Below are 23,675 nucleotides of genomic sequence, written 5' to 3'. Positions count from 1 at the left end.
CCGCGAAAAGCATGCCGATGAATGGCGCAATGAAGCGATGACCGGCGCGCACACTTTTCACGATGATCCGCCGTCCGGCCTGATATGACGGAAAGCGGCGAGCACCGCGAGATCGTAGGCAATCTTGAGCGCGCCGCACGCTATCAGTGGCGCGCCGAGCCATCCGGCGCCAAGCAGACCACCTGCGATCGTCGGTGCGACGGCCGCAGCGAGGCTGCGCGGCACTGCCGTAAAGCTCGCCGCCGCCGGCCGTTCGGGCGGCGTCACGACGGCCATCACGTAAGCACTGCGGGTCGGTACGTCAAGCTGTGACAGTGCGCTGCGGACTAGCAAGAGCGCCAGGGTCAGCGGTAGCGTGGGCGTGAAGGCGGCGGCGATCAGGCACACGCTCGATGGAATGTGGGTGAACACCATGGTGTTGAGCAGACCGATCCTTCGTGCAATCGGCGCCGCAGCCAGTTGCGAACCTGCGCTGAGCAGCCCCGACCAGAAGAAGAACTGTCCTGCGGCGGCGAGCGAAAGGCCAAAGCGCTGGATGAGCCACAGCGTCATCAGCGAGTTCACGAGCAGCCCTCCGGCAAACGCGTCGACGCTGAAGAGCAGCGCGAGACGCGTGACGATCCCCCGGGACGGACCGAGCGGCGCGCGGGCTGCCGTTACGTGTGCTTCACGCTTCGGCAGCCGGAGATACAGCTGGAAAACGACGATGCCCGTGATCGCATAGACGATAAACATCCCGCGCATGGCGAGGAACGCGGAAAGGCTCGAATGCGCCGCAATCCAGTCGGGGAGCGCAGCGAGCAGCGCTCCCAGTGCAGCCGACAGCCCACCGACGAGGCTGTAGCGGGCAAACAGCGCAGTCCGTACATCGCTCTTCGCAACTTCGGCGAGACGTGCGTGCTCAAGCGGCAGAAACAGGCTGACGTCACCCGAGCCTGGATTGAGCGTGCCGTCAAACGCCACCACGAGCAGCGGCCAGAGTGACGACAGGAATCCGAACGCAATACCGGTTGCCGCCATCAGGGCGGCAGCGAAGAGCAGCAGTGCGCGCTGCGGGTAACGGCTACCCAGCAGGCCCACGACGATCGTCGCAACGGCCGAGCCAAGCAGGGTGGCGGTGCCGATCAGGCCAACCGTGAGCTTCCCGAAACCAAGCGACAGCAGATACGCTGGCAGCAACACGGCGACAAACCCGTCGCAGATCCCACGCAGGCTACGTGCGGCGAGCAGCAGCCACACACTCCTGTCCACGCCCGCAGGCGGGAGAAGCATTGAAAGGGGCATCCTGACAGGAGTCATCGCATTACCCTGATTTACGCCCCGAAGTCGCGCCGCGCGTACGTCGTACGGTTGAGCATCAGACCGCTGCGCGTGACGGCATCGTCGCCTGAAATCTCATTGCAGTGTTAAATCCCTGCTTAAACTAATGAACGGCGCGGCCGGATAGTACGCTCCGTGCGGCTGGCAGGTTCACTGAGCGGATCCGATTCGTGAATCGGTTCGACAACGTCTGCATCTTCAGTTACATCGCATAGCGAACAAAATCAGCGGTATGGTGCAGTGAGATGTGAATCACCGCAGTCGTCAGAAATGTGACAAGCGCGACGATCCACAGCGCCGAGGAACCTCGTCTGTCGAGGTCCCGTAGATTGTGGGCAATCGATAGAAACGCGATCCACGCCGTGCCGAGACTGAGACCAGCCAGAATGTCGGAAAACCAGTGAACACCGAGGTACAGGCGGGAAATGGAAATCAGTGCTATTAGCAGACCACTTATCAGGGCAATCCTGATTTGGGCCTGCTTTTGACGGCCGCGGCAGACGAGGTACGTAAGGAAGCCATAGACGACAATACTCAATGTCGCGTGGCTGCTGGGAAAGGAAAAGCTTTCAATGCCTTGGTAGATCGACAGCGGTCGTGACCGCCGCACAGCAAATTTGATCAGTTTCACTGATGCTTCTGCCATTGCGATTGCCGCAATCCAGTACCCGGCCGTGCGCCATTCGCGCCGAAGCAGGAGCGTAGCCAGCACTGCCATGGATACGGGAATCGTGACTGCTGCGTCGCCAAGCTCTGAAACTGCCACCATCACGTGGTCAATGAGTGGAGCGCGAAGCCCCTGCAGCGCCTTGTGGAGCATCCGGTCGACGGTGACAAGTGGGTCGCTGGTGAGAATGTCTTCGAGAATTCCGAGAAACAGCCAGATGCCGCCAATGACCAGAAGGACGGCCACCGCCAACTTCGTGAAACCCGTTCGGCGAAGCACAAATCGCCACCCCTCTTCGTTGCCAGCCATAGCCCCAGGCTCCTTGCAGGAAAACCGTCGCAACAACTTGCTGAAAAGCATGCTTAGTGGCTTCATCGGGAACCTCCGGTAACCCGTGGTGGACACCCTGCGACACACGTCGGTCGCAATGACCTCGGACTGCCGGCATAGCAAGAACGTCGGATCCAGGCGTCAGCTGGATGCGGCGCGCGGACGCCCTCGCGACAGCAGCAACTTTACCTGCAATCTGAAGACAAACTTACATGCGCAAGCGCCGGCGACGCTTTCGCAGCCACGGCACGAGACAGTCTGCGGTAGCATCACCTCTCTGCCAGCCAGCGCGTGATAAACGGATGTCCATAAAGGTTCTCATTGTCGAAGACGATTCCTCGATTGCCGCGAACCTCTATGACTATCTCGAGGCAAGCGGTTATGAGGTCGACCTAGCGTCCAATGGCAACGCGGGTCTGCAGATGGCGCTCGCCGAAGCGTGGGACGCCATCCTTCTCGATCTGTCGCTGCCGGGCGTGGACGGGCTCACGCTCTGCCGCAGGCTGCGAGAAGAGGCGGGCCGGGACACACCCGTGCTGATGTTGACCGCGCGGGACGCGCTTGAAGACAAGCTCGCGGGATTCGTGCACGGCGCCGACGATTATCTGGTCAAGCCGTTCTCCCTGAAGGAAGTGGGCGCACGTCTTGGCGCAATGATCAAACGCTACCGTGGTCAGGTTGCCGCCATGGATCTCCGGTTCGAGGATGTGCGCCTCGACCTCTCGACGATGAGCGTCGAGCGTGCAGGCCGGCCAGTCAAGCTTCCTCCCAAATGTCTTCACTTGCTGCGCCTCCTCATGCAGTCGCCCCAGCGCACCCTCACCCGTGCGGAGCTCGAGTCCGAAATCTGGGGCGAGGAACTGCCGGACAGCGACACGCTGCGCACGCACGTCTATACCCTGCGCCGGGCGCTGTGCGGGCCCGGTGAAACGGACGTGATCGAAACGCTCCACGGCGTGGGGTACCGGCTCGTGGCGGGCGATGATGATGCGAAATAGCCTGCGCTTCAAGGTCGCCCTGGTCTTTTCGGTGCTGACCATCGCGCTGCTGGTCGCGCAGGCGCTGGGCGTGCGGGCCCTGGCTGAGGCGCAGGAAGAGAAACTGATTGCGGCGCTCATCCGTGACGACATGGCGAGTGTGCTCAAGAGCTACCAGGCCAACCCGGCGTTGCTGCCACCATTCGACATACGAATGCATGGCTATGTGTCTGGCGCGGATCACGGGTCCATTGCCTTGCCCGAAACTGCCATGCACCTGCCCTTCGGCATGCACGAAATCATTATCGACGAACGGGAGATCCACGTCGCGATTGCGCCCCTCGGCACGGCGCGCCTGTACCGGGTCTACAACTTCAACATCTACGAAAAGCATTTCAAGGAAGTCATCAACGCCCTGATGGGCGGCACAGGCATCTTTGCACTCCTCACTATCTGGCTGTCCTTCGGCCTTTCCGGACTGCTGGTACGACAGGTTGCGGGGCTCGCCGAGCAGGTGAAGACGCTACGGCTCGGAGAATCGGCCCCGATCCAACCAGGCAAATACGATGAGACAGAACTCGTCGGGCTCGTGGAGGCCTTCAATGACTATCACCAGCGCATGGCCGACATGATTGCGCGCGAAAAGGCGTTCACCGGGAATGTCAGCCACGAGCTGCGCACGCCGCTCACGACCATCAAGACAAGCTGCGAGCTGCTCGAGCAGGATACGGCGATCTGCGGCAAATCGCGTGCACGTCTGCAGCAGATTGGGCGGGCAGCGGACAACATGCGCGAACTCACGAATGCGCTGCTCATGCTCGCGCGGGAGGATTCGGCACGCGAAGTCGAGCCTGTGGCAGTGGCGAAGATGATTGAAACCGCGCTTACCCCTTTCGCCGAGCGCCTCGCGCAAAAGGGAGTTGAAACGAGCATTGCTGTGGACCGCGAACTTCGGGTCGTGGTCAACCGGCCTGCGCTTTCGATCGTGCTATCCAATCTTGTTGACAACGCCGTACGGCATACCGACCAGGGACGCATTCAGTTTCGCCACGCCAACGGCTGGCTGTACATAGAGGACACGGGGCCCGGAATACCAGCGCAAGTGCTTCCGCATGTCTTTGACCGGTTCTACCAGGCAGCCTCGCCGGACACCCCGACACCAGGCGCCGGAATCGGCCTGTCTATCGTCAGGAAGCTCTGCGAGCGCTACGGGTGGTCAATCGAGATCGGAAGTGAGCCCGGCAAAGGGACCTGTGTCTCGCTTCGTCTACCCGCTGCAAACAGGAGTTGATCCCACGCGAGGCTCAACATGTTCCTGACGAAAGCTTCACACTCTACCGAATGGCGTCGAATCTCGGGCAGTTCTGCCGTTTGCGGAACGGCTTCGCCCACGTGCTCGCCCCCGCCTGGCGGCCGCGCGGCTCCATCTTGACGAAAACTTCACAACCGGTGGCGTAGCATCCGGCGCGAAAGCTGCCCGCGTGGGCGGCACAATGTCCGACGGGATGTCAGAATGCGCCGCGCGTTATCGATTGTCTTCATCGCCGTGACCGGAGTGGCGGGCTGTACGACCTATCATCCCCAGCCGATCGCCCCAGACCAGATTGCCCGGCAATTCGAGCAGCGCTCGCTTGCGAGCGGGGATTTGCATGCCTGGATCGCGCGCGAAGCTGGCCACGATGTCACACCGTGGCCGCATGCAGTCTGGAACCGCGAACTGCTGACCCTGGCGGCGTTTTACTACAGTCCGACGCTCGACCTGGCCCGCGCGCAATGGGGTACAGCCGAAGCCGGCATCGATGTCGCCAACGCGATTCCCAATCCGGTCCTGCAGTTGCCGTTCCAGTACAACACGCCTAACCCGGGGCCAGGCGCGCCCTTCACCTGGGGCCCGTCGCTCGACATCCCGATCGAAACTGCACACAAGCGCGGCTATCGCGTGGATCAGGCGACTCACCTCTCGGAAGCGGCACGGCTCAACATCATCACCGCGGCGTGGACGGTTGCTGCGCAGGTCCCATGCTCGCCCTGTACGCCGCCCGCACGCGTATCGCCTTCCTGTCCGCGAAGGCGGAGGCCCAGCGGCAGGTCACGGTCATGAGCCGCCACCGACTCGCAGTCGGCCAGTATTCGGAGCCCGATGTCGACGCCGCCATGCTTGCCGATACCCAGGCCCAGAGCGATCTTGCTGCCGCGCGAAGTGCCGAAGAAGATGCGCGCGCCCAACTGGCCGCCGCCATCGGCGTGCCGGTCACCGCGCTCGACAGCGTCACACTCGACCTGAGCGCCTTCGGCACGGCGCCCCCTGCGCCACCGGCAGCGGATGCGCAGCGCGCGGCGATCTTTCATCGCGCCGATCTGCGCGCCTCGCTGGCCGATTACGCCGCGGCCGAATCGGCGCTTCAGCTCGAGGTCGCGAAGCAGTATCCGGACATCCATCTCGGTCCCGGCTACACGTACGACACCGGCACCAACAAGATCGGCTTCGGACTGGCCGGCATCACGTTGCCGATCTTCGACCAGAACCAGGGGGTATCAAACAGGCCGAGGCCAGGCGCAAGGAAGCGGCGGTCCGCACCGGCGCGCTGCAGGACAGGATCATCGGCGACCTTGCGCACACGCTGGCGCGCTACCAGTCGGGCACTGAAGCGCTGCATATCTCCGACGCCCATCTGGCGAGCGCCCGCCGCCAACTCGACAGCCAGGCGGCCGCGTTCGCCAGCGGAAATGCGGACCGTCTGACCTACACACAGACGAAGGCCGATTATCAGTCGAGTGAGACCGCCCATCTCGACGCCGAAGTCGCCGTCCAGCAGGCTGCCGGCGCACTCGAAGATGCGATGCAGTTACCCCTCAGCCACGAGGCAATGAGCCAGACTCTCAGTGAGGGGACTACGCGATGAAATTCCGGCTGATCTTCCTTAGCATTGTTTCGCTGGCCCTCTGCGCTTTGGCAGGCTGGTACATCATCAACCAGGCGTTTGACGACTCCGGTCCAACGGCCGCTGGGGCGGCACAATCCGCTCCGCCGCCCGCCGTGCAGACGGTCAATGGCGAAACGGTCGTGATCGTGAACCCGGATGCACAGCGCGCCGGCCATATCGAAGTCGCGCCGCTTGCGGCCGTCACGAGCCAGTCAAGCATCGGCGCAGACGCCACGGTCATCGATCTGCAGCCGCTCTTCGATCTGCGTAACCGCGTGGCCAGCGCACGCGCGGACGTCGACACGTTCACCGCCCAGGCGGCCAGCTCACGTACGCAGTACGAAGACAGCCGCGTACTGTTCAACGACGACCGCAATGTTTCCCAGAAGAGTCTCCAGGCCGCACAGGCGACCATGCAGGGCGACGCGGCAAAACTGCAGTCCGCGCGTGTCACGCTTGACGGCCTTGTCGGCACGATGCGCCAGCAGTTCGGCGATGCGCTCGCGAACGCTGCAACGACGCCGGGCTCTACGCTGTTCCAGCGCCTCCAGTCCGGTCAGTCGGTTGTCCTGCGCGTCACGTTGCCAGCCAGCTTTGGCACGACGCCGCCCGAACGTATCCCGGTCGATACGTCCAGCGGCGGCACGGTGCCCGCCCAGAGGCTTTCCGCTTCGCCCCTCGCCGATCCTGCCGTACAGGGCACGCCGTGGTTTTACGTCGCCGCCACCGCGCTGCCAGCGAACCTGCGCACGCGTGCGCGCGTGCCGACGTCAAGCGTGGCCGTATCCGGACTCTTGATCCCTGAGCAGGCGGTGGTGTGGTACGGCGGTCAGACGTGGGCCTACGTGCGCACGGCGCACGACCGCTTCACGCGGCGCTACGTGCCAGCAGGCAACGAGGGCGATCACGGCTTCATGGTGACCTCCGGCTTCCAGGCCGGCGACCAGATCGTGACGCAGGGGGCACAACTGCTGCTCTCCGAAGAAATCAAGCCACAGGGCATCGGCACCGCCTGCAAGGATCCGCCCGAGTGTGATGACTAAGCCTCGCATGCCTCGTCCAGAACCACGACACACAGCGCCCCATGCTTGACGCGATCATCCGCTTTTCGCTGCGCTTTCGCGGCGTCATTTTCTCGCTGGCCATCATGACGGCTGGCTACGGGCTCTTTTCGCTCACGCGCGCCACGCTCGACGTCTTTCCAGAATTTGCGCCGCCGATGAGCATCGTGCAGACGGCCGCGCCAGGCATGACGAGCGAACAGGTGGAGACCCTCGTCACCCAGCCGGTTGAAAATGCCCTCGGCGGCATGACCGGCCTGCAGTCGATCCGCTCGCGGTCCATGCAGGGCCTCTCCTCGGTCACGCTCGTCTTCGACGACCATGCCAACGTTATGCAGGTCCGGCAGCTCGTCACCGAGCGCATCAGCGCGCTTGCGGGCGCGCTACCGGCGGGTGTCGCGGCTCCCCAGCTCCTGCCGCTCACCACGACGACGAGCGTCGTGCGCACGATTGGTCTGACGTCGAAGACGCGCTCGCTCGCGGACCTCTACGACATCGCGCAGTGGACCGTCAAGCCGCAGTTTCTGAGCGCGCGAGGCGTGGCCGATGTGATCGTGTTCGGAGGAGAGACGCGCCAGATGCAGATCCAGGTCGATCCCGCGAAGCTGACAACCCACGGCTTGTCGATCCAGGATGTCATCGCCGCGGCGCGCCAGGCTACCGGCGTTCGCGGCGCCGGGTTCATCGAAAACAGAAACCAGCGCATTGCCGTCAACGCCGATGGCCAGATCGCGACACCGCAAAAGCTCGCCGGCGTCGTGGTGCGCTCCAGCAACGGCGCAGCGGTACGTCTTGGCGACGTCGCCAGTGTTACGTGGGGCAACGCACCGGCCGTTGGCGCAGCGTCCATCATGGGAAAGCCCGGCGTGATGGTCGTGATGGAAAGCCAGTACGGGACCAACACGATGGCCGTGACGCGTGACATCGAAAAGACACTCGCCGGGCTTGGGCCGGCACTCGCCCGCCAGGGGGTGGACGTCAACGCCAACGTCTTCCGGCCCGCGAACTTCATCGAGGCATCCGTCGGTCACCTGCGCCTGGCGCTCATCGTCGGCGCCTTGCTCGTCATCGCGGTGCTGTTCCTGTTTCTGCTCAACGTGCGCACCGCCGTCATCTCTGCGGCCGCGATTCCCATGTCGCTGCTGGTCGCGATCATCGTGCTCACCTCGTTCGGTGTCAGCCTCAACACGATGACGCTGGGCGGGCTCGCCATCGCACTGGGCGAAGTGGTCGACGATGCGATCATTGACGTCGAGAACATTTACCGGCGCCTGCGGGAGAACGGCACGTTGCGTGAGCCGCTGCCCGCCTTTCGTGTCGTGCTGCGCGCATCGCTCGAAGTGCGCAGTGCGGTCGTGTTCGCGACCTTCATCGTGATGCTGATCTTCCTGCCCGTGCTCACGCTCACAGGTATCGGTGGCCGGCTCTTTGCGCCCCTGGGCATCGCCTACATGCTTGCCGTACTCGCGTCGCTGGGCGTCGCCCTGACGCTCACGCCCGCGATGGCGCTCGCCCTGCCGTCGAAAGGACCGTTGCCCGAGCGCGAGCCACGACTGATCGTGCGCCTCAAGACACGGTACATCGCACTGCTGGCGAAGGTCGAGCAGCACGTGAAGGCGGTCATGGCGATCGTCGCGGTGATGTGCGCCGCGGCGCTCGCGGCGCTGCCCTTCATGAGCGGAAGTTTCATTCCGCAATTGCGGGAAGGCCATTACACCGTTCATATGGGGCTCGCACCGGGCACCTCGCTCGCCGAATCGATGCGCGTCGGCACTCAGGTCTCACAGGCGCTGATGCATGTGCCAGGCGTGCGTCTCGTGGCGCAGCGTGCCGGACGCGCGAACAGTGTGGTCGACCCGACCGGCGTGCAGCTCTCCGAGTTCGAGGTCGACCTCAAGCCGATGGGTGCGTCGGGCCAGCGCTGGGCGCTCTACCGGATCCGCCAGGCACTGGCGCGTTTTCCGGGGCTCTCCACCTCGGTCAATACGTTTCTTGAAGAACGCATCGACGAAACCATTTCGGGGACGACGGCGCCTGTAGTCGTGAACGTCTTCGGCAACAATCTCGATGTGATCGATCGTACGTCGCAGCAGATCGCCCAGTTGATCGGTACGATCCACGGCGTTGCCAGCGTGCGGGTGGATTCGCCACCCGGAATTCCCGAACTGGAAGTGAGGCTCAATCCTGACGCACTGAGCCGATGGGGCTTTCGCCCGGTCGAAGTTCTCGATGCCATCCAGGCCGCGTACGCGGGTGTGACCGTCTCGCAGATTTACGAGGGCAGCCACAGCTATGAAGTCGCAGTCGTACTCGACCCGGCCCAGAGCAGTTCGGTCAGCGACGTGGGCAAACTAATGGTGCGCAACGCCGACGGCTTCGCCGTGCCGCTCGCCACGCTCGCGACGATCCGTCAGGTCGCTGGCCGCTACCAGATCACGCACGACGGTGGCCAGCGCGTGCAGACGGTGTCGGTGAATCTCGGCAGCCGGCCGGTCAGCGACTTCGTGAAGGAAGCGCAGGCGCGCGTGAATCGCGAGATCAGGATGCCGTCGGGCACCTATGCCGTTTTCAGCGGAGAGAGCGAAGCGCGCGCGCAGTCCCAGCGCGACCTGCTCGCGTACGGTGGGATCGCGCTGGTAGGCATCGCATTGTTGCTGTTCCTTGCGATGAAGAACCGGCGCGCCGTGCTGCTGGTCATGATCAACCTGCCCTTCGCGCTTGTGGGCGGGGTCCTGGGCGTGGTACTGAGCGGCGGGAACCTGTCGCTTGGCAGCATGGTGGGCTTCGTCACGCTGCTCGGCATATCGCTGCGCAATTCGATCATGCTGATCAGCCACTACGAGCATCTGGTGCTCGTCGACGGGCTGACCTGGAACATGGACACTGCCGTGCGTGGTGCGTCGGAACGGCTGGTGCCGATCCTCATGACCGCGCTGGTGACCGCGCTCGCGCTTTCACCGCTTGCTGTAACGAGCGGCGCACCCGGCAACGAAATCGAAGGGCCGATGGCGATCGTCATTCTTGGCGGGCTCATCACCTCGACCGCACTGAACCTGATTGTCCTGCCAACGCTGGCATTGCGTTACGGGCGCTTCGCGCGCGATGAAGTCGCAGAACCGGGGACAGCGAATGCATGAGACGGGCAAAAGAAGGTTGCTGGGCGAGAAGAACCTGCACGTGCTGTTTGAGTTGACCCTGGGGTTCAAGGCAATCTTCGCGCTCGCAGAAATTGCCGCCGGTGTCGCTACCTGGCTGGTCCCGCAGCGGTACTTTCTGGCGCTCGTGCTGTGGGTCACCCGGGATGAGTTTGCCGAAGATCCGCACGATCTGGTGGCCAATTTTCTCATTCACACCGTTCAACACCTGTCCGGCGATGCCCAGAGATTCGCCGGGCTCTATCTGGTTGGTCATGGCGTGGTCAAGCTCTGGCTCGTGGCCGGCCTGCTTCGCGAAAGACTCTGGTACTTTCCTGTCTCGATCGTTGTCTTCGCGCTGTTTATCGCCTACCAGGCCTACCGCTTCACGTACACCCACTCGGTCTGGTTGCTGCTGGTGACGGCACTAGACGTCGTCGTCATCGCCCTCACGTGGCACGAATACCGGTATCTTCGAAGCAAGCGAAAGATCGTCGTCCCAGGTTCGTGACGTGTGCCGGTGCTTCGCTAACCGGGCACATACCTGAGGATGCGGGCAGGTTCCAGACACCTGCTCAAACAGACGCCAGCGGGCTCCTGGAATATGACTTTCACCATGCACGTTTACTGCGTGTATCGCGCGCCGCAGAAAGCATTGATGCCCTGACAAAGGCAGGGGCAACTGCGCCTCAAAAAATTGCGCGCTGCAATCGCTCGATGCGAGGCACGCGCGATACGCCGGTGCCAAGGAGGCGGCCATGTATGCCACTTACAGAATCACTTTCCTCGCCAGTGTGATCGCCCTCGGGATGACATCTCATGCAGGCTGGGCGGAGCAAACCGTCAACGCGACATTGCTATCGAACTCGATCGAGCTAGGGACGCACAACGTGAAAGCGGGCCGCATCACACTTGAAGTCAAGAATGCTGCTGGCAACAACATGGAACACGAACTCGTTGTACTCAAGACGGATCTCGCGGACGACGCACTTCCCGTCAATAAGGGAGAGGTGCTGGAGCGCAGGCTGAACAAGATTGGCGAAGTCGAAGATATCGCGCCGGGCAAGAGCAAGCGCGTGTCATTCAAGCTTGCGCCCGGGCACTACGCGCTGATCTGCAACAAGCCGGGACACTATGCAGCGGGAATGCATACGGAGCTTGTCGTGACGCCGTAAGCCCCTCGTCAAACCTGAAAGATGGCCGAAGAAGTATGGCGTCCGCGCCTGTTGATCCGAGCCGAACGGCTCCCCAGCAGTGTCGCGAACGCATCGTCGCCTTTTGCACCCCAGCAAGGCTGGCGCTTGCCCCGCGTCGCGTGGACGGCAGGCACGAAGACAGGCGAGGACGTCGTCAAGTTTGTGATTCGAACCTTCGGTGGGCGTGAATGCCTGTTTCAGCAGGCTGGTGAAACGTCTCCCGGAAACAGCCGTTGCCAGAGCTCACGAATGACCGATTGCCCCCTGGAAACCATCACTAGAGTCACACTGGTCGCAATGGCCGCTCAGGGTCGATATGACCCATTCGCTCTCGGCGGAAGCACATCGCCTTTGCAGCGTGCGCGTTGGACATCGACGCACTCACCTGGAAGCGCCCGAATCCTCGGGCACCCCTGTTCGCCTGCCGAATTGTGACATTACAGGAGAACGAACGAAGCAGACCGATCACGGGCTACCGCCTCGGACAGCAGACGGCCTATTTCGTTTGCAAGGGCGCCCTCCGAGTGTCGGATTGTTCGCTATCCTGGATTCATCAATCGACGGGAGTGCATCGTCATGATGGATCAGCGAGGCGGTGATCATGAGCAGTTGTTTTACGCGTTCAACCTTGATAATCATGTCCCGAAGGGTCATCTGTTACGCCGCATAGATGACTTCTTCGATTCCGGAGATCTCCGCAAGCACATGGCGTCGTTCTACAGTCATACGGGGCGCCCTTCGATCGATCCAGACTTGATGATTCGCATGCTGAATGGGGACGGCGCCATGGCGGCATCGTGCGTGTCACCGCCGCATCCCAGTTGAGAGTATCAGCAGGCGGGAATATAGCAACGCTGGGCTTGCGGCTGGTCAACCAGAAACACGGCAAACGTGAGCCCGGGCAGGCGAGCGAACATGCCGGTCCGGGCGGTGCGTCACCTAACTCCGGTCAGGACACGTCGCTCGTCTGTGCGAGCGAGCGACCTTTTGTTTCCGGCGCGAGCAGCAGCGATACGACAAAGCCCACCGCCGTAAGCGCGGCGACCATCAGCATCGTCGGGCCGTCGCCATAGTGCTCGAGCGAGATCGGCAGCAGGAACGTGCCCAGCGCGGCGCCGATGCGACTCATCGCCGTAACGAGGCCCATTGCCGTTGCGCGGATCTCGGTCGGGAACAGTTCATTCGGGTATGACCATTCGAGGATGTTCGGTCCGCCGGACGCCACCGCATACAGACAGAACCAGAAGATAATCATCCCGACCGGCGCTCGCGGTGCCAGGCCAAGTGCCACGAACGGCACGATCATGAACACGAACGACCAGAGCAGCAACGGCCGGCGACCGGTCGTCTCCGAAAGCCGCAGCGCGGGCAGGCAGCCGACGAGGAACAGCACGCTGATGAGCGCGTAGCCGACGTTGCTGATGTTGCCGTCCGCCATGCCGAACGAGCGCAGGATGACCGGGCCGAACGTGTAGATCGCGAACACCGGCGTCACGGCGCACAGATAGAACACGCCGCAGAATACGGTGCGGCGCAGATACTCACCGCGCAGCAACAGCGCAAAGCCCGCGCGCTCGCGCTTGACCACTTCTTCCGCGCGAATCGATTGGACGTCGGCATCGGGGCCGAACACGCGCCTGACGACTTCGCGCGCTTCGTCGATACGCCCCTTCGAGATCAGCCAGCGCGGCGACTCGGGCGTGCCGAAGCGCATCAGCAGGATGATCGCGCCCGGCACGCCGGAGCTTGCCAGCATCCAGCGCCACGACGACTCGCCAAGGTACTGGATCATCACGAAGCCGAGCAGCGTCGCCACAGTCGCGCCGGTAAACCACGCGACCACCAATGAACCGAGCATCGCCGCGCGTTTGCGCACGGGCAGCCACTCGGCAAGCAGCGAGGTGGCGATCGGATAGTCGGCGCCGATCGCGATGCCGATCACGAACCGCAGCACGATGATCTGCCACGGCGCTGTGACGAATGCGCAAAGAACCGAGCAGACGACGAGCGCCACCAGATCGATCGTATACATCAACTGACGTCCAATGACGTCGGTCACACGGCCGAACACGAGCCCGCCGATGAAGATGCCGATCAGCGCGGCCGCCCCCGCGGCGCTGAGGTCCGTGCCGCTCAGATGAAGCGCGGGCGTCATGCCAATCAGCGCCACGCCGATGATGCTGAGCAGCCAGCCATCGAGAAACGGGCCGCCTGCCGACTGGAACAACAAGCGCCAATGAAACGCCAGCATCGGGCTGTTGTCGATAATCGAGCCGCCAGACGGTGTGCTTTCGCGCACTAGTCGTGCGGATTCGTCCATGCCGAGCACCGCCGTTGATTCGCCTGAATATTGAGTCACCTCATCCACCTTTCTGATAGTACGCATGTTAGGGACCGCGACCGCGCCAGGCGCGGAACTTCACCGAATTGTTCTATTGTCCCGATCATGTGGATCGGGGGCGCAGCGCCGTTCAGATCAGCGAGCGCGGCGCGACGGCCGGGTCCGCGAGCCGCCCGGCATCGAGCGGTTTGCCCGACGACGCCAGCCGCCGCCAGACCGCCAGATCCTTGCCGGCATCGATGGTCGCCGCCGCGCGCAGCCGGCCCGTTCGGTCGAGGCCCAGCACCGAGCACTCGCCGCCTTCCGGCTCTCCACGCATCACGATGGTGTGCTCCGGCTCGAAGAGCCCGAGCGACTGCAGGTTGCATTCAAATTGATCGGACCAGAGCCACGGCCATTCCGCGTAGCTCGACGACTCGCCCAGCATCGCGAGTGCGGCCGCCACGGGCTGGTTCTCGGCTACCTGCCACGATTCGACTCGAAGGTGCCGGCCGATCAGCGGATTGAAATGGCGCGTAACGTCGCCGGCGGCGAACACGTCCGTCTCGGACGTGCGGCACGCTTCATCGACCACGATGCCGTCGTCGACCGCAATGCCGGCCACCGCCGCGAGTTCGACGTTGGGTTCGGCGCCGATTCCGATGACGACGACGTCGGCCACAAACGCGCCTGCGTTGGTGTGGAGCAGTGCCGTGCCGTCTTCGCCCGCTTCGATGCCTTGCACGGCGACACCGAGCCGCAGATCGACGCCGCGCGAGCGATGCAGCCTGGCGATAAACTCGCCAACCGGTGCCGGCATAGTCCGGCGCAGCAGCCGCTCGCCGGGTTCGAGCACGGTCGTCGTGCAGCCGAGTGTGACGGCCGTTGCCGCGACTTCGAGGCCAATGAAGCCGCCGCCCACCAGCACGATGCGGCGCCCCGGTCGAAGTTCGGCACGCAGGCGCCGCGCGTCGCCGAGCGTGCGCAGGTAGTGGACCGGCGCGGCCGCCGCGACGGGGCCCGGAAACGTACGCGCCCGCGAGCCCGTTGCCAGCAGCACCTTGCTGTAGCGAATCTGGCCGCCGTCGCCCAGCATCGCCGTATGCTGTTTCGGCGAGAGCGCGGTCACGGCCGTGCCAAGACGCAGGTCGATGCGCAATTGCGCATAGTCGTCGAGCGGGCGCACGAAGGCGCGCGCCTCGCCCGCGTCGTCCTGCAGCGCCGCTTTCGAGAGTGCCGGCCGGTCGTAGGGGGCATGGGGTTCATCGCCGACCATGCAGATGCGCGCAGCCGGGTCGCGTTCGCGCAGGGCCTCGGCGGCGCGTCTTGCCGCCTGGCCCGCGCCTATGATGAGGAAATCGCAGTCCATCAGCATTGTCTCCTTGCTTGTTATGTCGATGGTGTCGCTGTTTGCGCGCCGCGGCAGCTAGTGCAGCGCACGCTCCAGCCAGCGCGCCGCACGCAGCAGGCGTTCGTCGCCAAAGCGAGGCCCGATCAGTTGCACGCCGACCGGCAAACCGCCCGGTCCCGTGAGCGCGGGCAGCGCCAGGGACGGCACGCCCAGCAGCATCCAGAGCCGGCTGAAGACGGGGTCGCCGGTGCCTTCGATGGCGCGCGGCGCTTCGCCAGGCGCGCATGGCGCGATGAGCACGTCCCAGGTGTCGAAAAGCGTCTCGATCTCGCCTACTCCCTGTTCCGCCGTCGACTTGGCCGACAGATAGTCGTCGGCGCCGATCGCTTCGCCGAGTTCGATCAGTTGCCGGATCGGCTCGCTCAACTGCTGTGCGTGTGCGCGCTTCTCGGGTGCGAGACTGCGCGAGACCTCGAAGGCCATGAGGCGTCTCTGGATCTCGACAAAACCGTCGAAATTCTCGGGTAACACGGCCTCGCCGACGCGCGCGCCGAGCTGCGCGAGCGTGAGCATGAGTTTCTCGAGCGCGTCACGCGTGGCGGAACTGGCCTCGAGCCACGTAGGCGTGCGACACAGGCCAATCGACGGACGCCAGTGCGCATCGGGTTCGAGCCGTTGCGGCTCGCGCGCCATCAATACGTCGCGCAGCAGCGCGGCATCAGCGACGCTGCGCGTGAGCACGCCCAGCGTGTCCAGCGAATGCGCGAGCCCCTTCACGCCAGTGAGATCGAAATCGCCCCACGTCGGCTTGTAGCCCACCACGCCGCAATACGACGCCGGCCGGATCAGCGAACCCGCCGTCTGCGAGCCTAGCGCACCGTGCACCATGCAATCGGCGACGGCGGCCGCCGAACCGCTCGATGAGCCGCCAGGCGTATGCATCGGGTTGTGCGGATTGCGCGTCTTTCCGGCCTTGAAGAACGCGAATTCGGTGGTCACCGTCTTGCCCACAATCACGGCGCCCGCACGCTTGAGCAGTGCCACACACGAGGCGTCCATGGGAGGCCGATGTCCCGCGTAGATCGGCGAGCCATAGCCAGTCGGCATGTCGGCCGTGTCGATGATGTCCTTGATGCCGAAGGGAATGCCGTGCAGCGGCCCTGCGGGTTCGCGCGCATCGCAGGCGCGCGCCTGCGCAAGCACGGCTTCGGGATCAAGCCAGGTCCACGCTCCGACTTCGGGCTCGCGCGCGGCGATGCGATCGAGGCAGCTCTGCGCGAGCTCCAGCGCCGAGAATTCGCGTCGACCCAACGCGGCGGCGGCTTCGCCGATGCTCAATTCACGCGGCAGCATGGTGGTCTCCAAGCGCATTGAGTGATGCCGCAAACGGCGCGATGTCGGCGATATGGAACCCGCCGTCGAGACGGCCGCGCTCGCCCTCACGATCGAGCGCGCCGAGGCTCACGATGGGCGTCTGCCGCAATTCGATGACGCGTCGCGCGCACAGGCCCACGCGCAGCGCATCGGCTTTGACGAAGCCCGTATGACTCGTGCCGAGCAGTTCGCCTGGGAAGCCGAAGCCGCGCTCACCGAGGACGATCGCGAGACGCGCCTGCGTTGCGCTCGCGAACGCCGCCGCCATCGCGCCGCCGCCGAACGCATCGACGATCGCGCTGTCGCCGATCGCGCCGAGCGCAGCAGCCTGCAATGCAGCGTCGGCGCCGGGAATGCGCGGCGCGCTCGATACGCCTGTGAACCAGCGGCCCGGCGCGCCCGAGATGCGAATGCCGAAGCGCGCACCATTGCCGCCGATCGCCGTCACGACGCTACTGCGCGCCACGCCTTCGGCGGCCATGAAGATGTTCTTCACGGCCGCCATCCACGCGTTCAGAAAGAACGCGCCGGCTTCGCGCAGGAACGTGCGTGCCTCGGTGTCCAATGCCTGTGCGCCGTCGAGCGCGCAAAGCGTATCAGCGAGGTTCGCGCTCGCCGCGCGCGTCGAGCCGTGGCAATCTTCGCCGCTCGCGAATGCGGCGTCGGCGATCGCGATGAGATCGACGGAGACGCCGTCGAGCGCGCAAGCTAGCTGCGGGGCGAGCATGCGATTGATCCACTTCAAACGCTCGAGCACCGCGTCGCTGAATTGCCCGACACGCATCACCGGTCCATCGCCGCCGTTGATCGTGCTGAAGCTCCTGCGCTTCGCATCGTTGGCGTCAGCGACAACGAGCACCGCCATCGAAGGCGAGAGCACGTCGGCAAGCGGTATCGCGGCATCGTGGTCCTGTGCAGCGGCGAACGAGATCTCCCCATTGGCGATCATGCGCTCGGCCTCGTCGCGCGATGCGGCCCACCCTTCGAACAGCAGTGCCAGTTGCGCCGAGTGACGCACTGGCGCGACCAGCTCGCGCGTCGACTGCACAGGCGGCCCCGCGTGCAGCAGCGTGCGCCGACCCAGCGCCATGACTTCGCGCGCCGTTGCCACGCCAACGAGCTGTGGCCGCACGCGTGTCATGCGCGCGAGCGCCTCGGCGTCCGCAGCATGCACGTCGTCTTGTTCGATCGATACGGATATGTTCATCGCGACGCTCCAGCAGTTTCCTCGATCCATGACTCCGCGAAAGCGAGGAAGGCGGAGGACAGCTTGCCGCCCAGGAAGTCGCGTTCGATCGGCACTCCGGCGAGCGGCTTGTCGTCGATCGTGATGCTCGCCTCGCCCGCGCCCTGAAAAACGCTGTACATACGATGGCGGCCCGTTGCACTCAGATCGGGGCCAACGTCGGCCGCGAATGGTGCACCAAGTCCACGCCAGTGCATGCCAAGACGAACCTGAGGCGCTTCGAGCGTTTCGCTCCAGGCATCGTGCTCCGATGCATTCGTTGCGCCGCCCGCGGCCTGCATCGGCTCGATGGCGCCGATTGCGGGCAGATTGCGGAAAGCCCCGAATGCCGGCACGAACTCGGCCAGCAGATAGCGCATCAGCGGAACGTTGTCGGTGAGGCACACGTTAGGCACCTCAGGAAACGCAGCGCGCGCTTCAGGCTCACCTAGCACGAGCATGCCGCGTCCCCGCCCATGCGCGGAGGCTACGATCCGAAAGTAAAGCGCCAGAGCAGTCCAGCCGCCATCGAGTCGTGCTGGATCTTTCAGATAGATGCCGGGATTCTCGCCCGACCAACTCACTGCGCCTTGTTGAATCACTGCCATTTGATTGTCCTCACTGCGTCTCCGGAATCGCGGCCTCGGCCACCCGTACCATCACCTCGTCGTCTTCGAGCTTGACGTCGAAGCGCTGCACATCTTCGCGTGCCGGCCCGCACTGCACACGGCCACTCGCGATACAGAAGCGCGCCTGGTGCAGCGGGCATTCGACCTCGCCGTTCTCGATCCATCCTTCGGCAAGCGACGCCTCCCCGTGCGGACAGCGATCCGCGAGCGCATGGAAGTCCTCGCCGAGGCGAAACACGGCGATCCGTTGTTCGCCTATGCGTACACTGCGCGCTTCGCCATCGGCGAGATCAGCGGTGCCGCACACCAGCTGCCATACCTGCAATGCTTGGCTCATGGCGCCTCCGCCGGTACGGGTTGAACAATCTCGATCCGGTAGCCGTCCGGATCGGCAATGAATGCAATAACGCGATTGCCGCCCGCCATCGGACCGGGTTCACGCACGACCTGCACGCCTTGCGCACGCAGGCCTTGCACGAAGCCGTAGACGTCCTCGACTTCAAGCGCCAGGTGGCCCCACGCCGATCCCAGCTCATAAGGTTCGACACGGTCCCAGTTCCAGGTGAGCTCGATGACTGTGTCGGTGACCTCGCTGCCGTAGCCCACGAAGGTGTTCGTAAAGCGCCCCTGTTCGTAGCGCGTGCTGCGCAACACGCGCATGCCGAGCGTGTTCACGTAGAAAGCCAGCGACGCTTCGTGATCCCGTACGCGGATCATCGTGTGCGCAAGTCGTGGAAACATCGGCTCACCCCCTCAATGCATCGACCACCAGTTGCTGGAAACCGTGGGCGCTGTCTTCCCAATGCGGCGACATCACACCGCCGTCGCGCATCACGGAAGAGGTGCGCCCCTCCTGCAGCAGCTCGGCGATCGCGTGATCCTCCTTGTGCACGTCGTACCAGAGTGCGCAAAGTGCCTTCTTGCTCTCGTCCGTGTAGTGCTGTTCGCCCACGCTGTAGAGCACGCGGAACTGGCGCGTGCGATCCGGCCCAACAGGAATGTTCAGATGAACGCCAGCCTGATCGGGCAGATAGATGCCGAGCACGAAATTCGGGAACATCGTCAGATAACGGGCGCTCATATCCAGGTGGCTCGATTGCGCCGTTGTGTTCTTCTGATCTTCGAGGTCCACGCCCGAGCCGAGGCACACGCCGTTCGAGATCGTGTAGTGATCCTTGAGCGGCTGTCCCGCAGCCGTTTCGTCATGCACGATCGGAACGTGATACGGCTCGATAAAGTTCTCCATCAGAAACTTCCAGTTGCATTTGACCTCGCCCAGATCGATCTTGCCGATCGGCCTGAGCTTTGACGTATCGAGCAATTTCATCTGTTCAGCGAAAGGACGCGAATACTCTTCAAACGATGGCGCATCGCCCGAGATGTTCACGAAGATCCAGTCGTGCCAGACCACGTGACGTACCGGCACGAGACCGTTGTCGGCCCTGCTGAACCCCGGTACTTCCTGAATGCGGAAGCCACCGAAATGCGGCGCGGCCTCGAGAGCGCCGTCGAGCCCATACGACCACGCGTGATACGGGCACGTGATCGACTGCTTGACGTTGCAGGGCTTGTCGACGAGCTTGAGTCCGCGGTGACGGCAGACGTTGTGGAAGACGCCAATCTCGCCCGCTTCGTTCGACACGATGAGCAGCGGCTGACCGCCTGCCGTCACCGGAATGCAGGTGCCAGGCGTAGCCAGCTCGTGCGCGAAGCCAATCAGCGTCCAGTTGCGTGCGAACACACGCTCCTGCTCGCGATCGAAGACTGCTTCGCTCGTATAAAGCTCGGTGGGCAAACCGCTTAGCACCGCGCCAGGCGCGCTGTGACGTTGCGCGTCGCAACGCTCGATGATGTTCTCGATGACTGCCATGTGTGCTCCTTCTCATTGTTGGAATGACCCCCTCATTCAGGCAACGAAGGTGTCTTGGATCGATGAGCAAATGGTAGCCAGCGCGAGATATGCGGCTCAAACGATACATTTTCATGCGTCCCCTCGAAAAATTTGGGGAGACCCGCTGCAAGGCCCCGCGGCATGGACACGTCGGGAAAAACCCCAAGAACGCTTCTATGGGAATTTTCTTCAAGTAAACTTGAGGCTGAAAGTTTTCATCACTGGCATTGCCATGTCCCGACGTCTTCCCCCTCTCAACGCGTTGCGCAGTTTCGAAGCCGCCGCGCGCTACCTGAGCTTCACCCAGGCCGCCGCGGAGCTCCATGTCACCCCATCGGCGGTCAGTCACCAGGTCAAGCTGATGGAGGACGATCTCGGAACGCGTCTGTTTCGGCGCGACAACAATCGACTCTTGCTGACGGACGCGGGCACGTATTTGCTGCCGCGCTGCACGGCGATCTTCGAGCAGTTGAGCGACCTCGCCCAAGGCGTGCGCGACATGAACGCGCCGCGTCCGCTCAACCTTTCGTTGAGGCCATATTTCGCACAAAAGTGGCTGCTGCCACGCCTTGCCGATTTCTGGAAGCGTTATCCGCAGATCGACGTGTCGTTGCATCACTCGATCCAGCCGCCCGCTTTCGCCAACGATCAGTTCGATCTCGCAGTCGTATGGGGCGACGGACAGTTTCCCGGGCTCGAAGCGCGTTTGCTCGTGAATGGCGACCTGATACCTGTCTGTCACCCATCGATACTCGGCGGGGCGCGAACGGCCTCCCCCGACGTGCTCGCGGATCACGTGCTACTCGATGAAGAGGCACCGCATAACTGGGACCGCTGGCTGGAAGCGGCCGGCGCCGCGCATGTCAAACCGCGCCGACGCATCAGCATCGACGACACGAACGTACGCCTGCACGCCGCCATCGACCGACAGGGTTTCATGCTTACATGCGTGTCGATGATCGAGCGGGAGTTGAAGGAAGGGACCTTGATTGCACCGTTCGAGACCGCACTGCCGCACTATAGCTATTACCTCGTCTATCGCAAAGATGCCGAAACAAAAGACGGCGTGCGGACCTTCGTGGAATGGATCGTCGAGCAGGCGAGCGGCTCGCCTGCATGAGTGGCGGCGCCAGCCACCGGATATCGCGCGGGGCCGTGATATCCGTGCCGGAAAGTATCTGACGAACTACGTGAAATCGCGCCGCCAGTTGCTGGTGGGCACGAAGCCCAGCACTTCGCGCGCTTTCGTGCCATCAAACACCGCGGCATATGGATTGGCCTCGTAGCGCGCGCGATCGCGCACGTCCGGCAGCTTGCCCAATGCGCGTTCAACCCATTCAAGCGTGGGTTCGTTCCGGCAGCTGTCTTGCGCCGTGATGAAGAACACCCCGAAGCGCACGTCTGTCGCGACAAGCGCGCATTCGAAGGCGCGCGCGCAATCCTCGGGCGTGATGTAGTAGAAGAGCCACCGCGTGTCTTCCTTAGCGCGAGCGAGCGTCGGCGCAATATTTTCTGGCAACAGCACCATCATGGGCCGCAGACAGAGCACCTCGATATTGCCACGCCGCACGAAGCTCTCTGCGATGTTCTCCATAAGCTGTTTGCTGACGCTATACGACTGGACCGGAAACAGCGGATGCGCTTCATCCACCGGCAGCGCGAGCGGAGGGAATACCAGATTAGCCTCGGAAAGTCCGCACGCGGAAATGCTCGAACACAGCACGACGCGGCGAATGCCGAGTTCGTGCGCTGCCTGCAGCACGTTCCAGGTTCCCTGCACGTTCACGTGTATATACACTTCTGGCTTTGCCTGATGGTCGAAGTCAATGGCGGCAAGATGCACGATCGAATCCGCTCCTGCCAGCTCGCGGCGCAGTCCTTCGAGATCGAGAACGTTGACCTCGGCAAACGCCAGGTCTTGAGGCGGCCGCTGAAGGTCGAGCACCTTCACTTCGAAGCGTTCCATCAACTGCCGAACGACGTATTGGCCGAGCCGACCGCTGCCGCCGGTCACGACGACCCTGGGTTTCTTTGTGGTATTCGTAGCTGTCATGCGATATCCCCTCCGATAACAAATTGGCGAGCGAGGCCGCTGCCTGGTGGGAAATCGTAGGGGAAAGCGCGCCGAGTCGCGATGTACAAATAGTATGGGGCCGACAAGTTTTTTTCACAGGTGCTCTCACAAGCAATGTAGCCATGGTCGTATGGGTCGGAATCCTCCGCAAATCCCTGCCGGACAAGGCGATGAGCTATCATTGATTTCGGGTGATTCTGAAGTTATCGGAAGCAGCGCCATCAATCACCGTTGTATCGCAAAGGACGGCGGCCACCGCGAACTGGTCGTGCCGTGTACGCCTGACACTCGCTCAAGCTTGACAACCGGAAAGTCGGGTTTTGTCGCGACAGGGAAGGCGAGTCAAACAAAAGTCGATATGATGAGGAATACTAATGAGACCATCGAGTGGAGCATCTGGGCGGGAGTTTGCGCGATGCCCTCATCTCGCAATTGACCTTTGACGATCACGTGCATGAACTCAATGCCACCCAGAATGATGCGTGCACAATGGAAATTCTTTGAAGCCCAGCATCGATGGGGGGCGACGCTTGAGGGCACGGTGGTCCTGTTCGACGTTGTTCAGATACTTGGGGGGTCAGGATTCGGTGAACGCCAACCGGAAGAAAAATTCTTAGCCGACCCGGAGCAGGAGGAGGCTAACGACGACATGGAGACGACGAGCCTACCGAAATGACACTGGCTGGTACTGCGGCCGTAGATCACTCGCCCCGGTTGGAATCGGAAGTTTCTTCCGTGCACCTCGTGCGTAGGCACGCAAGCACACCTGCCGAGCAATTTTACTCGCTCTCAAAATAAGGAATCCTATTTTCCAAGCTGTGCCGCTCCTCGTCGCGCTCTATCACGAAAAAACCGGTCGTCGAGCCGGACGTACGGTCGGCGTTCGCTGCAAACTTCTTCCATGGAGGGTGAATACTCGCGTCGCCACGCGTCCGCAAAGTCGAAGGCGTCATGACCCGGCGCGTATCGAATGGGAAAAGGGCCTGCATCTCTCGCGATACCGCTTCTTCAGTCAACTACGGTCGCGAAGACGTCGAACGCGAGGGCCTTGATTCCGGTGTGATTCGTCATGTGTCCACTATGAGCCCACGATGCGGCCGCTGCTTGCCATGCTACTGACGCCGCTCCAAAAAAATCGCAAGAGGACAGCACCTACTATAGCGCAAGGGTGCTATTGGTCAGCAGATCGGCAATTGAATGGC

Annotated in this window: 18 protein-coding genes and 4 pseudogenes; 9 read left to right on the top strand and 13 right to left on the bottom strand. The window is 63.0% G+C overall.

All coding sequences use genetic code 11. The annotated features are described in order from the left end of the window. Positions 1–57: 57 nt before the first annotated feature. Positions 58–1,299 carry an MFS transporter gene (locus L0U83_RS37160; protein WP_233889494.1) on the bottom strand — a complete coding sequence of 414 codons (1,242 nt, stop codon included), beginning with the start codon at positions 1,297–1,299 and terminating at the stop codon, positions 58–60. A gap of 223 nt (positions 1,300–1,522) precedes the next feature. Next, on the bottom strand, positions 1,523–2,296 hold the full coding sequence (locus L0U83_RS37155; RefSeq protein WP_233889491.1) for a phosphatase PAP2 family protein: 774 nt from the start codon (positions 2,294–2,296) through the stop codon (positions 1,523–1,525). Positions 2,297–2,625: 329 nt separating this feature from the next. Here L0U83_RS37155 and L0U83_RS37150 point away from each other — a divergent pair, with 329 nt between their 5' ends. From L0U83_RS37150 to L0U83_RS37115, 8 genes and pseudogenes are all read left to right on the top strand, one after another. Beyond that, on the top strand, positions 2,626–3,315 hold the full coding sequence (locus L0U83_RS37150) for a response regulator transcription factor (protein WP_233889992.1): 690 nt from the start codon (positions 2,626–2,628) through the stop codon (positions 3,313–3,315). Next, the gene (locus L0U83_RS37145; RefSeq protein WP_233889991.1) at positions 3,305–4,585 is read left to right on the top strand and encodes a sensor histidine kinase; all 1,281 of its coding nucleotides are present in this window, start codon (positions 3,305–3,307) and stop codon (positions 4,583–4,585) included. Before L0U83_RS37150 ends, L0U83_RS37145 begins: the two co-directional genes overlap by 11 nt. Positions 4,586–4,807: 222 nt before the next feature. Beyond that, positions 4,808–6,197, top strand: a pseudogene (locus tag L0U83_RS37140) (TolC family protein). Then, positions 6,194–7,261 (top strand): efflux RND transporter periplasmic adaptor subunit, encoded by a 1,068-nt coding sequence (locus L0U83_RS37135; protein ID WP_233889489.1) that lies wholly within the window; start codon positions 6,194–6,196, stop codon positions 7,259–7,261. The pseudogene L0U83_RS37140 and the gene L0U83_RS37135 overlap by 4 nt, the downstream one beginning before the upstream one ends. A gap of 41 nt (positions 7,262–7,302) precedes the next feature. Next, on the top strand, positions 7,303–10,416 hold the full coding sequence (locus L0U83_RS37130) for an efflux RND transporter permease subunit (RefSeq protein ID WP_233889487.1): 3,114 nt from the start codon (positions 7,303–7,305) through the stop codon (positions 10,414–10,416). Next, positions 10,409–10,924 carry a DUF2127 domain-containing protein gene (locus tag L0U83_RS37125; protein ID WP_233889482.1) on the top strand — a complete coding sequence of 172 codons (516 nt, stop codon included), beginning with the start codon at positions 10,409–10,411 and terminating at the stop codon, positions 10,922–10,924. The genes L0U83_RS37130 and L0U83_RS37125 overlap by 8 nt, the downstream gene beginning before the upstream one ends. Positions 10,925–11,171: 247 nt before the next feature. Beyond that, positions 11,172–11,588, top strand: a complete 417-nt coding sequence (locus L0U83_RS37120; protein ID WP_233889479.1) for a plastocyanin/azurin family copper-binding protein — start codon at positions 11,172–11,174, stop codon at positions 11,586–11,588. 597 nt (positions 11,589–12,185) lie between these two features. After that, positions 12,186–12,380: pseudogene (locus L0U83_RS37115) on the top strand (transposase); the annotation flags it as partial. Between the two features lie 178 nt (positions 12,381–12,558). Here L0U83_RS37115 and L0U83_RS37110 read toward each other — a convergent pair. The 8 genes from L0U83_RS37110 to L0U83_RS37075 all read right to left on the bottom strand — a co-directional run bounded on the left by L0U83_RS37110 (position 12,559) and on the right by L0U83_RS37075 (position 20,378). Further along, positions 12,559–13,968: an MFS transporter gene (locus tag L0U83_RS37110; RefSeq protein WP_233889477.1), complete on the bottom strand. Its 1,410-nt coding sequence runs from the start codon at positions 13,966–13,968 to the stop codon at positions 12,559–12,561. A 112-nt stretch (positions 13,969–14,080) separates the two neighbouring features. After that, on the bottom strand, positions 14,081–15,298 hold the full coding sequence (locus L0U83_RS37105) for an NAD(P)/FAD-dependent oxidoreductase (protein ID WP_233889476.1): 1,218 nt from the start codon (positions 15,296–15,298) through the stop codon (positions 14,081–14,083). 57 nt (positions 15,299–15,355) lie between these two features. Continuing rightward, positions 15,356–16,633 (bottom strand): amidase, encoded by a 1,278-nt coding sequence (locus L0U83_RS37100; protein WP_233889475.1) that lies wholly within the window; start codon positions 16,631–16,633, stop codon positions 15,356–15,358. Beyond that, positions 16,620–17,861, bottom strand: a complete 1,242-nt coding sequence (locus tag L0U83_RS37095) for an oxamate carbamoyltransferase subunit AllG family protein (RefSeq protein WP_233889474.1) — start codon at positions 17,859–17,861, stop codon at positions 16,620–16,622. Before L0U83_RS37095 ends, L0U83_RS37100 begins: the two co-directional genes overlap by 14 nt. Continuing rightward, positions 17,858–18,487 carry a hypothetical protein gene (locus tag L0U83_RS37090; RefSeq protein ID WP_233889473.1) on the bottom strand — a complete coding sequence of 210 codons (630 nt, stop codon included), beginning with the start codon at positions 18,485–18,487 and terminating at the stop codon, positions 17,858–17,860. Before L0U83_RS37090 ends, L0U83_RS37095 begins: the two co-directional genes overlap by 4 nt. A 10-nt stretch (positions 18,488–18,497) precedes the next feature. After that, on the bottom strand, positions 18,498–18,845 hold the full coding sequence (locus tag L0U83_RS37085) for a Rieske (2Fe-2S) protein (protein WP_233889472.1): 348 nt from the start codon (positions 18,843–18,845) through the stop codon (positions 18,498–18,500). Beyond that, complete coding sequence (gene gloA / locus L0U83_RS37080; RefSeq protein WP_233889469.1) at positions 18,842–19,249, bottom strand: lactoylglutathione lyase; 408 nt, start codon at positions 19,247–19,249, stop codon at positions 18,842–18,844. The genes L0U83_RS37085 and gloA overlap by 4 nt, the downstream gene beginning before the upstream one ends. Before the next feature lie 4 nt (positions 19,250–19,253). Further along, positions 19,254–20,378, bottom strand: a complete 1,125-nt coding sequence (locus L0U83_RS37075) for an aromatic ring-hydroxylating oxygenase subunit alpha (RefSeq protein ID WP_233889465.1) — start codon at positions 20,376–20,378, stop codon at positions 19,254–19,256. Here L0U83_RS37075 and gcvA point away from each other — a divergent pair. Then, a complete protein-coding gene (gcvA, locus tag L0U83_RS37070) occupies positions 20,356–21,519 on the top strand; it encodes a transcriptional regulator GcvA (protein WP_233889463.1) in 1,164 nt (387 codons plus the stop codon). The two genes, L0U83_RS37075 and gcvA, sit on opposite strands and share 23 nt — an antisense overlap. 66 nt (positions 21,520–21,585) lie before the next feature. Here the strand turns inward: gcvA and L0U83_RS37065 are convergent, their stop codons facing one another. The 3 genes and pseudogenes from L0U83_RS37065 to L0U83_RS37055 form a co-directional block, all read right to left on the bottom strand. Then, on the bottom strand, positions 21,586–22,452 hold the full coding sequence (locus tag L0U83_RS37065; protein ID WP_233889460.1) for an NAD-dependent epimerase/dehydratase family protein: 867 nt from the start codon (positions 22,450–22,452) through the stop codon (positions 21,586–21,588). Positions 22,453–22,815: 363 nt separating this feature from the next. Continuing rightward, positions 22,816–23,044 (bottom strand): annotated as a pseudogene (locus L0U83_RS37060) (DDE-type integrase/transposase/recombinase); the annotation flags it as partial. A 287-nt stretch (positions 23,045–23,331) separates the two neighbouring features. Further along, a pseudogene (locus L0U83_RS37055) lies at positions 23,332–23,544 on the bottom strand (haloacid dehalogenase type II); the annotation flags it as partial. Positions 23,545–23,675 lie beyond the last annotated feature (131 nt).

Origin of the sequence: Paraburkholderia flagellata (genome assembly GCF_021390645.1) — a bacterium.
Taxonomy (GTDB): Bacteria; Pseudomonadota; Gammaproteobacteria; order Burkholderiales; family Burkholderiaceae; genus Paraburkholderia; species Paraburkholderia flagellata.
Note: the sequence above shows the minus strand (reverse complement) of the source record. Positions and strands in the feature narration are given on the sequence as shown.

Coding starts and splice junctions, on each gene's coding strand:
- L0U83_RS37065 (WP_233889460.1), bottom strand. CDS start 22,452: ATGACAGCTACGAATACCACAAAGAAACCCAGGGTCGTCGTGACCGGC.
- L0U83_RS37100 (WP_233889475.1), bottom strand. CDS start 16,633: ATGCTGCCGCGTGAATTGAGCATCGGCGAAGCCGCCGCCGCGTTGGGT.
- gloA (WP_233889469.1), bottom strand. CDS start 19,249: ATGTTTCCACGACTTGCGCACACGATGATCCGCGTACGGGATCACGAA.
- L0U83_RS37130 (WP_233889487.1), top strand. CDS start 7,303: ATGCTTGACGCGATCATCCGCTTTTCGCTGCGCTTTCGCGGCGTCATT.
- L0U83_RS37090 (WP_233889473.1), bottom strand. CDS start 18,487: ATGGCAGTGATTCAACAAGGCGCAGTGAGTTGGTCGGGCGAGAATCCC.
- L0U83_RS37085 (WP_233889472.1), bottom strand. CDS start 18,845: ATGAGCCAAGCATTGCAGGTATGGCAGCTGGTGTGCGGCACCGCTGAT.
- L0U83_RS37135 (WP_233889489.1), top strand. CDS start 6,194: ATGAAATTCCGGCTGATCTTCCTTAGCATTGTTTCGCTGGCCCTCTGC.
- L0U83_RS37105 (WP_233889476.1), bottom strand. CDS start 15,298: ATGGACTGCGATTTCCTCATCATAGGCGCGGGCCAGGCGGCAAGACGC.
- L0U83_RS37155 (WP_233889491.1), bottom strand. CDS start 2,296: ATGGCTGGCAACGAAGAGGGGTGGCGATTTGTGCTTCGCCGAACGGGT.
- L0U83_RS37160 (WP_233889494.1), bottom strand. CDS start 1,299: ATGACTCCTGTCAGGATGCCCCTTTCAATGCTTCTCCCGCCTGCGGGC.
- gcvA (WP_233889463.1), top strand. CDS start 20,356: ATGATGTTCTCGATGACTGCCATGTGTGCTCCTTCTCATTGTTGGAAT.
- L0U83_RS37120 (WP_233889479.1), top strand. CDS start 11,172: ATGTATGCCACTTACAGAATCACTTTCCTCGCCAGTGTGATCGCCCTC.
- L0U83_RS37075 (WP_233889465.1), bottom strand. CDS start 20,378: ATGGCAGTCATCGAGAACATCATCGAGCGTTGCGACGCGCAACGTCAC.
- L0U83_RS37125 (WP_233889482.1), top strand. CDS start 10,409: ATGCATGAGACGGGCAAAAGAAGGTTGCTGGGCGAGAAGAACCTGCAC.
- L0U83_RS37095 (WP_233889474.1), bottom strand. CDS start 17,861: ATGAACATATCCGTATCGATCGAACAAGACGACGTGCATGCTGCGGAC.
- L0U83_RS37145 (WP_233889991.1), top strand. CDS start 3,305: ATGCGAAATAGCCTGCGCTTCAAGGTCGCCCTGGTCTTTTCGGTGCTG.